The following is a 9,223-nucleotide window of genomic DNA, read 5'->3' on the forward strand; positions in this document are numbered from 1 at the left end:
CTCCCCTTGGCAAGGGGAGGGTTAGGGTGGGGTTCTTCCCCAGCCCCCGCAGCGTCAACAGCTATACGAATAAAGCCCGCGCTTCTCAGGCTACTCCGGTCCCCTCCCCTTGGCAAGGGGAGGGTTAGGGTGGGGTTCTTCCCCAGCCCCCGCAGCGTCAACAGCTATACGAATAAAGCAGGTCTGCGCGGGCTACTCCGGTCCCCTCCCCTTGGCAAGGGGAGGGTTAGGGTGGGGTTCTTCCCCAGCCCCCGCAGCGTCAACAGCTACACGAATAAAGCAGGTCTGCGCGGGCTATCATAAAAAAACGGCTTTAAAAAAACTAGATTTGGGCATGATTGCTCGTTCCTCTAAGGAGTATTAGTAATTTCCACAATCATTTCTCCTTGGCGTAACTGTTCTAACGCATCCGGCAAAGTAGCAATTAACAATTGTCGCAAGTTGCGGTTAGTGACATTGCCACAAGTTAGCCACAAAATTTGAGGAGGCGCTCCTAAACGACATACCAAGTCGATGAAATCACTATCTTTTGTCATAATTACAACATTTTAGGCTCTGGCGGCTTCAAAAATTTCAACATCTTGAGCATCCCGAAGCCCTAAATCTCACAATGCACTCGCTTCCAAACCCAAGGTTTCTGTCAGCCAATTTGCCAGTGTTGGCGGCAGTTGAGCATCGATCCAAATCTTCATGCCGTTAGTCTAGGAAAATCAGTGCGTCTTGCGGCAAACAGCAGACAAGCTTGAATATCTGCGAGTTCCAAATCAGGAAAGTCTTCTAAAACTTCAGTAACGCTAACATTTTCCGCCAACATTTCTAAAATATCGGTAACTCGAATTCGCATCCCTCTAATACAGGGACGACCACTACATTGACCAGGAGTTTGAGTAATGCGGTTTACCAAGTCATTCGTTAAGTTCATAACCCGTTTTTGTGCTTAATCAGTCATTTTGTTCTCTCATTAATTATACCATAGCACAACCTCAACCTTTAACCTTCCGAAAAGCAACTCCTTTGCATCAGGGGTTGCACAATGATTAAGGATAGGGGGCAACCTCAAAGAACTCCTCTAAGAAACCGGGTTTTTGAGACAATTTCAATTACAAATTAGAGATTTTGATAGAAACCCGGTTTCTGAATCCAAGCCAAGAGACTATTGCTGGGCTTCCATATACGATCGCAGTAAACGGTTAATCTCAGTCTGATAACTGTGACCTTGAGATTTAAACCACTCCAAAACATCACTATCAATGCTTAAAGTTACTTGACTTTTCGCCTGATAATTAGGTAAACCTCGCCTAACTACTACCTTAGTAACCATTTCGTGCGTAATTTCTGGACAATCAGAAAAATCAATTTCTTCATCAGTCATCCTGTCTAGGCGGTTCCAGTCAGTTTGAGAGTTGCTCGAAGTAAATTTGTTGTTCATATTTAGTAGCTTTTCTCGCGGAAATAATCCGAATACATTCTTCTCGTTCTGTATGGACAACAGCGACCACTCGCCCTTGCAACAAACCAAAAGTCACAAACCTCTGCTCTCCATAATTGAATCGGTCATCTTCAACCGTTACGATATCTCCATCAAAAACAATGGAAACATCAATAAAATCAATGCCATGTTTACGGAGGTTCGTAAGACGTTTAGTTTCATCCCATTCAAATTCCATGCCTTGATTGTTACTACATATTGTAACTAAATTTTGCCAAAAATTCATATTAACAGAATCAAATGCCGAAGTTTCCCCCCCTGCTGCGAAGATGACCGAGCGTGAATATGCGATCGCGAAGCGTCTCGGCACGAGAATCGCCCTCATCCTCTCTGAAGAACCCACCGATCCACCCCCCCAAGGCTTTGATAAGGGAACAGCTATCCCCATTTGGAAACATCATGCCAACAACTCAAATCCGTAAATTTTTAGCAACCTTTCCCCTGCCATTCAGGATGACTAGCGACATAGTGCGATCGCCCGCCCGATAGACCCCCCACCCCCACAAAAAAACGCCTGAGCGAACTTGGGCTCATAAAAGAGATGAATTGTCAAGCAGAATTTAGCTTTGTAATCCGGCGGCACAACCGACCACTTCTAGGATTTCCTGGGTGATGGCAGATTGACGTGCTTTGTTGTAGCTTAGGGTTAAAGTTCCCATTAGTTCGCTGGCGCACAAAGTTCCTTGCACCGCTCACAAGAGAGAGTGCGATCTCGATCGCACTCCTTCATTCCTCTAACTATCTTCTACCTCATGAATCCGGGAACGGCTCTGATAGAATCTTTTATAGGTTTTTATATCTGTTATAATTCGCTGATTTGAATAACAAAAAACGAGGGTTTATATCTGAGTTATTTCTGATAAAGTTTGCAAATTTTCTTTTTCCTCTACTAATTCTTTTTTAGAAATAAGCCATTCTTTTACTGAAAATACATATTGTCCCCATTCTTCCGTTGTGCTAGCCAAATCTATTATTTTTGACAATCCGACGCTTCGCTCGTAACCAATATCATTTATTATTTTATCTATATACTGATGAGAATCATTAACAGAGATAATTTGTTGTGCCGCTTTTATTCTTTGGCATTCTTCTGGATTTTTGTTATTATTATCTAATTTTTTAATTAAGCTGTGAATATATTTTTCAGGATTATAGTTTTCGGGAAGATTAAAAGATTTTATTTTTTCCAAAGCACTAGCACGAAGTTTTTTCGCATTTTCATCATTTCCAGTTAAATTTTTTTTAACTTGTTTGTTTTGGTCATTTGGGGTAGGATACTTATCACCATCTAATACAAAAATACTGTTTTCGCAAGAGTCACTATTCTTTAATAGTAAACCCGAAACAAGAGTAAATGCATTGATAGCAGCTCCAAATTTTCCTATAAAAATGTGCTTATGTATTCCAATTTGACTTGCTATTTTATAAACAATTGCTTTGGCTAAATCATCCTCTACAAATAATTCAAGTGTTTTATCCATTTTATCCGTTAGGCGATGGATAGCATCTGGTTTCGTATCATTAAAACAAAGAGTTTTTTCTCCAGAATTGTAAATATGTCTTATATTAATGAGATCAGATAAATCAAGAATTGATTCTCTATGGGTGGTAAATACGACCTGTAGATTATGACTTTCTGCTCTTTCCGAAATAACCCTAACCAAGTTTTTCAAAGCAGAGTCATGTAATAGTAAATCCAATTCATCTATCAAAATTAGGCTATACTTTTTAGCTCTAAAAACTTTTTCTAGAAGCAAAAATATTTTTTGTTCGCCAGCACTCATACTAAGTTGTGAATATTTTATGCCATCAGCTTCAACACCAATCATTTTGGTCTTGCCTGTATCATGAATGTTATAACTTGTGTATTCTCTATTCAAACAAAAAGAGGCTTTTTCTAGAACTGTTATAATAATTTTTTCACTAATTTTGCTGGTTGTGTAATTAATTTTGACACTTTTTCTTTCTGTTTCAATTAGTGGAACGCAATTAGATACCCCAAAATAATATACATTTCTAGTGGGTTGCCTAGCATAGATTGGCATCCATCGATCGCTGGCCTTTTCATAAGTTTTTTCAACCCGCTCATGTAGCTCTGATTCTTTTCTATAAGAATGAATTATTTTAAGGTAACTTCCACTCCATATTGCATCTGTATTAGGTGTAAAAAAATTACTAAATTTATATTTTTCTCCATGTAGTTCATTTTTATTTTTTTCATCGGGTGTAATTTGAGGTGGCTGAAAACAACAGGCTAAGGCATGAATAATAGTTGATTTACCAGATCCATTAGGACCAAGAATAGCCGTGATATTTTTAGTTTCAAATGAAATCAACAAATCTTTGATATTTTTAAGCTGTACGATTTCTAGCTCATGCAAGCGTTGTTGAAAAAATTCCATAATAAGAACTCCGCTAAAAAAAAACTTAACTATGCGGGATGAGTTCATCCCTCACTTGATTAACGCAAATCTTTCCGTTTACGTCGTTGGTTGCCAGTTGATTCTCCTACTACTTTACCACAACCCACTACTTTACGGCCCTCTCTCCCCCCCCACACCCCCCCACAAAAAAACGCCTGAGCGAACTCAGACGCATAAAAGGGATGAATTGTCAAGCGGAATTTAACGTTGCATTCCGGCTGCACCACCGACCACTTCCAGAATTTCCTGGGTAATGGCGGCTTGACGTGCTTTGTTGTAAGTCAGAGTTAACGTATCCATGAGTTCGCTGGCGTTTTCGCTGGCATTATTCATGGCAGTCATTCTGGCGGCTAGTTCGCTGGCGGCTGATTCTTGCAAGGCGCGCAATAACTGATTATTCAGATATAGCGGCAGCAAGGCTTCCAGAATTTGAGCCGGGTCCTGCTCGAAAATCATGTCCCGAGGGAAACTTTCCGGCGCAGCAGTAGAAGCGACTTTTTCGCGCTGGACATCGAAGGAACCGCCTTTACTGGTGAGGCGGAAGATTTCATCGTCCGCGACTTCTAAGCCTTGGCGATCGAGCGGTAACAGCGTTTGCACGACGGGTTTGGAACTGATTAAAGACACGAATTTCGTATAAATCAATTCCACGCGATCGACGCTTTCTGAGAGGAACAAAGATAGCACTTCATCCGCAATTTCTGAGGCTTCTTTGGCCGTCGGAATCTGTTCTAATCCCATGTAGGAAGCGTCGATGGGTGCGTTGCGTCGGCTGAAGTATTGACTGGCTTTGCGTCCGACTAGCACCAATTTATAGTCGAATCCTTCGGCTTGGATTTCTTTAATCCGAGCTTCGGCACGTTTGATGATGTTGTTATTGTAGCCGCCACACAAACCCCGATCGCCCGTAACGACGAGCAACCCCACGGTACTCACTTCGCGCTGTTTCAACAACGGCAGATCCACATCTTCAAACCGCAGACGAGTTTGCAATCCGAACAGGACCTGAGCCAAGCGATCGGCAAAAGGGCGAGTCCCCAGAACTTGTGCTTGCGCTCTACGCACCTTAGCTGCTGCCACGAGGCGCATAGCTTCGGTGATTTTTTTCGTGTTTTTTACTGACTGAATGCGATCGCGAATCGCCTTTAGATTTGCCATAATCCCAAATCAAGAATCAAGAATTTAAAATTAAACCTAATGCATGAATAATTGAGAATGAAGAATCTAATAAACCTTCAATTCTTCATTCCCAATTCTTCTCAATTGCCCGTCTTACATGGTAGCCGTGAAAGACTGAGTGAATTCGGCGATGCCCTCTTTCAACAAGGTCTCAGCTTCATCGGTCAGTTGCTTGGTGCTTTGAACGATTTCGCCATACTTCACCTTGCTAGTCCGCATATACTCACGCAGACCTTTGGTGAAATCGGTGATTTTATCTACCGGAACTTCATCCAAATAGCCATTAATCCCTGCATAAATAATCGCAACTTGCTCACTTACTGGCAAGGGCGAATATTGCTGTTGTTTCAGCAGTTCACGCAGGCGCTGACCCCGGGCCAATTGTTTCTGGGTAGCAGTATCTAAGTCAGAGGCGAACTGAGCAAAGGCTTCCAATTCAGCAAACTGAGCTAATTCTAGCTTCACTTTACCGGCCACTTTCTTCATGGCTTTGGTTTGTGCAGCCGAACCGACCCGCGACACGGAAATACCGGCGTTCACTGCCGGACGTAAACCGGAGTTGAACAAGTCAGAGGATAAGAAGATTTGACCGTCGGTAATCGAAATTACGTTCGTGGGAATGTAGGCGGAAACGTCACTAGCTTGGGTTTCGATGATCGGTAACGCCGTCATGCTCCCTTCACCCATTTCGGTGCTGAGTTTAGCAGCACGTTCCAGTAAGCGAGAGTGGAGGTAAAACACATCCCCTGGATAGGCTTCACGTCCGGGGGGACGACGTAGCAGCAAGGACATCTGACGATAGGCTTGAGCTTGTTTAGACAAGTCATCGTAAATGACCAAGGTGTGCTTGCCTTTATACATGAAGTATTCGGCAATGCTGGCACCGGTATAAGGGGCGAGGTATTGTAGGGTAGCGGGTTCGTTGGCGTTAGAAGTAACAACAACGGTGTAGTCCATCGCACCTTTTTCTTGGAGAGTGGCGACGACTTGAGAAACCGTGGAGGCTTTTTGACCGATCGCCACATACACGCAGATCACGTCCTCACCCTTTTGGTTGATGATCGTGTCAACGGCGATCGTGGTTTTCCCAGTTTGACGGTCACCAATGATTAACTCACGTTGTCCCCGTCCGATCGGAATCATGGAGTCAATAGCGGTGATACCCGTTTGCATCGGTTCGTACACCGAACGACGCTCAATGATACCAGGGGCTTGAGATTCCAACAAGCGGCTTTCGGTGGTGTTGATGTCTCCTTTGCCGTCGATCGGACGACCCAAGGCATCAACGACGCGGCCAATCATCGCTTCTCCCACGGGGACCTGAGCGATTTTGCCGGTGGAGATTACAGAAGATCCTTCTTGGATCTGGTGACCATCACCCATTAACACCGCACCCACGTTATCTTCTTCTAAGTTGAGGGCGATACCAACGGTGCCATCTTGGAATTCTAAAAGTTCGCCGGACATGGCTTTTTCTAGTCCATAAATCCGTGCAATTCCATCCCCAACTTGGAGGACGGTACCCACGTTTGAGACTTTAACGTCTGTGTCGTAGGACTCGATTTGCTGGCGAATAATATTGCTGATTTCGTCGGGTCTGATGCTGATCATCTCAGTTTTTGTTAGGGGTTGCTGGGTAGTTTTTTCTGTAGGGTTTAGGGAGGGTCGGTTCCCTAATGATTTTTTGTGGGTTAGCTGTTGCTGCCTAAGCGCACACCAATCCGTCGCAGTTGTCCGCGTAAGCTGGCATCGAGGACTTGCGAACCGACTTTAATCACGACACCACCAATTAAGTCAGCATCGATTTTCATTTCGAGTTCGACTTGTTGGGCGGAAGTAATTTCTTTGACCTTATTCCGAACGCCTTCTTGTTGAGCTTCATTCAGGGGTACTGCGGAGGTGACTTCGGCGAGTACGGTTTGATTCAGCTTACGCAGCAGGGTAAGGTAATAGTTGGCAATTCCTTCGATGAAGGGAATGCGTCTGCGATCAATCAGCAACATTAAAAAGTTGCGAGTAAAGGGTTGAACTGAATCCCCTAGAATTTGGCCGAGGACATCTTTTTTGTCCGATTCTTTGATAATCGGACTGCCAATAAATTTATCCAAATCGGGAGATTCTTTGAGTAATTTCAGGATGCCCCGCATATCCTCGCCAATTTGCTCGGTGAGGTTATGCTCTTGCGCCAAGGACATCAGGGCTTGAGCGTAAGGTTCAAAAACTTCAGACTGGATGATACTCATCGATTGCCTCCGAGCATCGCAATACTGTTATCAATGAGTTGTTGCTGTTTGCCTTCATCGAGTTGGCTTTTGAGTTGATTTTCAACTCGTTCTAATGCCATTGTTGCCACTCGTTGGCGTAATTCAGCCATTGCCCGTTCTTTAGCCGCGTTGAGGTCTTGTCCGGCTTCTGCTCTCAAGCGTTCTAAATCTTTTTGAGCTTGGGCGGCAATTTGTTGTCTTTCAACGGTGGCTCGTTCTTGGGCTTGGGCTTTGATGTTTTCAGCTTCAGCTTGAGCTTGGGCTAGTTTCTGCTGTTGGTCCGACAGTTTTGCGGCTGCATCTTTCTGACGTTTTTCAGCTTCTTTAATGGCAGATTCTATTTGGGCGCGTCGTTCGGTTAGAATGTTTCCTAAAACTTTCCGACCGAAGTAGAACAGCACGCCAATGACGATCGCCAAGTTAACAATGTTGGTTTCAAAAAAGTCTAAGTTAAGACCGAAACCTCCTTCTGCTGCTTCTTCTGCATGAGCAGCGAGCAACCAAAAAGTTCCCAGAATCATAAGATCGATAACTTCCTTTACTTAATGCCGTCGTTCGTTAGACTGTTTTTAGTTGTTAGAGGAAAAGGTTAATATAATGCTTTGCCTCTAATCCTGGGTCTCTAACTCTTGACTAAGTTTGTGCCGACGAGTTTTTCGAGAATCTGGCGACTTAAGGCATCGACTTGCTGTTCTAAGGAGCTCATCGCTTCTTGCTTCTGCTGCTCGATTTCTCGTTGAGCTTGCTCTCGTTGAGCTTGACTTTCTCGCTGGGCTTCGGCGATTTGGTCCGCTGCGATTTTCTGGGCTTCGGCTTGCGCATGAGCGATAATCTCTTGCGCTTTTTTCCGACTTTGGGCTAGTTCTTGTTCGTATTGCTTTGCCAAGGTTTCGGCTTTGGACAGGCGTTCTTTAGCGCTTTGTTGGCTGGACCGAACATACTCGGTGCGATCGTCGATCGCCTTGCCCAGAGGCTTATAAAAGATCGCGTTTAAAACTACCGCCAAAATGATAAATTGCAGCGCCATGATCGGTAAGGTGGCGTCAAAATCAAATAGCCCACCTTCCTTTACCGCTGTTTCAGCGGCTAGTAAGATCGTCCATTGAATCATAGTAAATCAGCCGCTATTGCTTTCGGGGGTTGAACTGGATGGAAATCGAAATAACAGCGCCCGGTTGTAGAGAGGTGATGTTATAATCGCCTCTCTACAACTGACACCGCTTTAATCTTCTTAAATGAAGGGGTTAGCAAACAGCAACACGAGTGCGACCACCAAGCCGTAAATCGTGAGTGCTTCCATGAATGCCAAGCTCAACAGTAATGTCCCCCGAATTTTTCCTTCTGCTTCTGGTTGACGGGCAATCCCTTCTACTGCTTGTCCTGCGGCATTACCTTGACCGATACCAGGACCGATCGCAGCCAAACCAACAGCAAGGGAAGCAGCGATAACGGAAGCAGCAGCAATTAATGGATCCATGATTGGTTGTTTCCTTTAGTACAAAATGAACGATTTACAGAATGAACGAACTCAGATTTTGGCGGTTTGATCGCGCTCAAAATCCAACTATCAAATCCTGATTTTAGCTAGACAGACGGGAATCACCACACTATACCGAGCGAAGGTTAGTGTTGGATGAAAGGCGCGGTGAGATGAGGATTCCACTCGCTTACAACCTCCCACGCCGTAGGCGTTGAGCCGTGAGCGTGTGGATGGCGAGACGAACGAATCTTTATTGTTTTGAAAAGCACTACCCCACTAAAGCAAATATAATGAGGGAATTCTTTTTTGAACTAAATAAAGTTCAACTCCTTACGGAGTGGTGTTCTTTGCCAATGTTGTTCCAGGTTTGATGCTAATCACACTTTCC

Annotated in this window: 12 protein-coding genes and 1 pseudogene; 1 reads left to right on the plus strand and 12 read right to left on the minus strand. The window is 44.1% G+C overall.

From position 1 onward, the window contains the following. Positions 1–350: 350 nt before the first annotated feature. From J0895_RS25635 to J0895_RS03780, 4 genes are all read right to left on the minus strand, one after another. Positions 351–536 (minus strand): DUF5615 family PIN-like protein, encoded by a 186-nt coding sequence (locus J0895_RS25635; protein ID WP_242541031.1) that lies wholly within the window; start codon positions 534–536, stop codon positions 351–353. A gap of 152 nt (positions 537–688) precedes the next feature. Continuing rightward, the gene (locus J0895_RS03770; protein WP_207086788.1) at positions 689–922 is read right to left on the minus strand and encodes a DUF433 domain-containing protein; all 234 of its coding nucleotides are present in this window, start codon (positions 920–922) and stop codon (positions 689–691) included. Between the two features lie 231 nt (positions 923–1,153). Beyond that, positions 1,154–1,429: a BrnA antitoxin family protein gene (locus J0895_RS03775; protein WP_207086789.1), complete on the minus strand. Its 276-nt coding sequence runs from the start codon at positions 1,427–1,429 to the stop codon at positions 1,154–1,156. Next, the gene (locus J0895_RS03780; protein WP_242541032.1) at positions 1,392–1,667 is read right to left on the minus strand and encodes a BrnT family toxin; all 276 of its coding nucleotides are present in this window, start codon (positions 1,665–1,667) and stop codon (positions 1,392–1,394) included. Before J0895_RS03780 ends, J0895_RS03775 begins: the two co-directional genes overlap by 38 nt. Before the next feature lie 91 nt (positions 1,668–1,758). Between J0895_RS03780 and J0895_RS03785 the strand changes: the two genes are divergently transcribed. After that, positions 1,759–1,911 (plus strand): hypothetical protein, encoded by a 153-nt coding sequence (locus J0895_RS03785; RefSeq protein WP_207086791.1) that lies wholly within the window; start codon positions 1,759–1,761, stop codon positions 1,909–1,911. A gap of 138 nt (positions 1,912–2,049) precedes the next feature. Here the strand turns inward: J0895_RS03785 and J0895_RS03790 are convergent. From J0895_RS03790 to atpE, 8 genes and pseudogenes are all read right to left on the minus strand, one after another. After that, positions 2,050–2,160, minus strand: a pseudogene (locus J0895_RS03790) (F0F1 ATP synthase subunit gamma); the annotation flags it as partial. Between the two features lie 168 nt (positions 2,161–2,328). After that, complete coding sequence (locus tag J0895_RS03795; protein ID WP_207086792.1) at positions 2,329–3,891, minus strand: AAA family ATPase; 1,563 nt, start codon at positions 3,889–3,891, stop codon at positions 2,329–2,331. A 222-nt stretch (positions 3,892–4,113) separates the two neighbouring features. Next, the gene (locus J0895_RS03800; protein WP_207086793.1) at positions 4,114–5,070 is read right to left on the minus strand and encodes a F0F1 ATP synthase subunit gamma; all 957 of its coding nucleotides are present in this window, start codon (positions 5,068–5,070) and stop codon (positions 4,114–4,116) included. 114 nt (positions 5,071–5,184) lie between these two features. Then, positions 5,185–6,702 (minus strand): F0F1 ATP synthase subunit alpha, encoded by a 1,518-nt coding sequence (atpA, locus tag J0895_RS03805; RefSeq protein WP_207086794.1) that lies wholly within the window; start codon positions 6,700–6,702, stop codon positions 5,185–5,187. Between the two features lie 80 nt (positions 6,703–6,782). After that, the gene (atpH, locus tag J0895_RS03810) at positions 6,783–7,334 is read right to left on the minus strand and encodes an ATP synthase F1 subunit delta (RefSeq protein WP_207086795.1); all 552 of its coding nucleotides are present in this window, start codon (positions 7,332–7,334) and stop codon (positions 6,783–6,785) included. Further along, positions 7,331–7,876 (minus strand): F0F1 ATP synthase subunit B, encoded by a 546-nt coding sequence (locus J0895_RS03815; protein ID WP_207086796.1) that lies wholly within the window; start codon positions 7,874–7,876, stop codon positions 7,331–7,333. The genes atpH and J0895_RS03815 overlap by 4 nt, the downstream gene beginning before the upstream one ends. Before the next feature lie 101 nt (positions 7,877–7,977). Continuing rightward, entirely contained in the window at positions 7,978–8,466 is a 489-nt protein-coding gene (locus J0895_RS03820; protein ID WP_207086797.1) for a F0F1 ATP synthase subunit B', read from the minus strand. A gap of 120 nt (positions 8,467–8,586) precedes the next feature. Beyond that, the gene (atpE, locus tag J0895_RS03825) at positions 8,587–8,832 is read right to left on the minus strand and encodes an ATP synthase F0 subunit C (protein ID WP_207086798.1); all 246 of its coding nucleotides are present in this window, start codon (positions 8,830–8,832) and stop codon (positions 8,587–8,589) included. Positions 8,833–9,223 lie beyond the last annotated feature (391 nt).

This window comes from Phormidium pseudopriestleyi FRX01 (assembly GCF_017313335.1).
Classification (GTDB): domain Bacteria; phylum Cyanobacteriota; class Cyanobacteriia; order Cyanobacteriales; family Laspinemataceae; genus Laspinema; species Laspinema pseudopriestleyi.

What these genes read in the sequence shown, in the direction of transcription:
- J0895_RS03815 (WP_207086796.1), bottom strand. Translation starts at nt 7,876, where the DNA reads ATGATTCTGGGAACTTTTTGGTTGCTCGCTGCTCATGCAGAAGAAGCA.
- atpH (WP_207086795.1), bottom strand. Translation starts at nt 7,334, where the DNA reads ATGAGTATCATCCAGTCTGAAGTTTTTGAACCTTACGCTCAAGCCCTG.
- atpA (WP_207086794.1), bottom strand. Translation starts at nt 6,702, where the DNA reads ATGATCAGCATCAGACCCGACGAAATCAGCAATATTATTCGCCAGCAA.
- J0895_RS03770 (WP_207086788.1), bottom strand. Translation starts at nt 922, where the DNA reads ATGAACTTAACGAATGACTTGGTAAACCGCATTACTCAAACTCCTGGT.
- J0895_RS03795 (WP_207086792.1), bottom strand. Translation starts at nt 3,891, where the DNA reads ATGGAATTTTTTCAACAACGCTTGCATGAGCTAGAAATCGTACAGCTT.
- J0895_RS03775 (WP_207086789.1), bottom strand. Translation starts at nt 1,429, where the DNA reads ATGAACAACAAATTTACTTCGAGCAACTCTCAAACTGACTGGAACCGC.
- J0895_RS25635 (WP_242541031.1), bottom strand. Translation starts at nt 536, where the DNA reads ATGACAAAAGATAGTGATTTCATCGACTTGGTATGTCGTTTAGGAGCG.
- J0895_RS03780 (WP_242541032.1), bottom strand. Translation starts at nt 1,667, where the DNA reads ATGGAATTTGAATGGGATGAAACTAAACGTCTTACGAACCTCCGTAAA.
- J0895_RS03785 (WP_207086791.1), top strand. Translation starts at nt 1,759, where the DNA reads ATGACCGAGCGTGAATATGCGATCGCGAAGCGTCTCGGCACGAGAATC.
- J0895_RS03800 (WP_207086793.1), bottom strand. Translation starts at nt 5,070, where the DNA reads ATGGCAAATCTAAAGGCGATTCGCGATCGCATTCAGTCAGTAAAAAAC.
- J0895_RS03820 (WP_207086797.1), bottom strand. Translation starts at nt 8,466, where the DNA reads ATGATTCAATGGACGATCTTACTAGCCGCTGAAACAGCGGTAAAGGAA.
- atpE (WP_207086798.1), bottom strand. Translation starts at nt 8,832, where the DNA reads ATGGATCCATTAATTGCTGCTGCTTCCGTTATCGCTGCTTCCCTTGCT.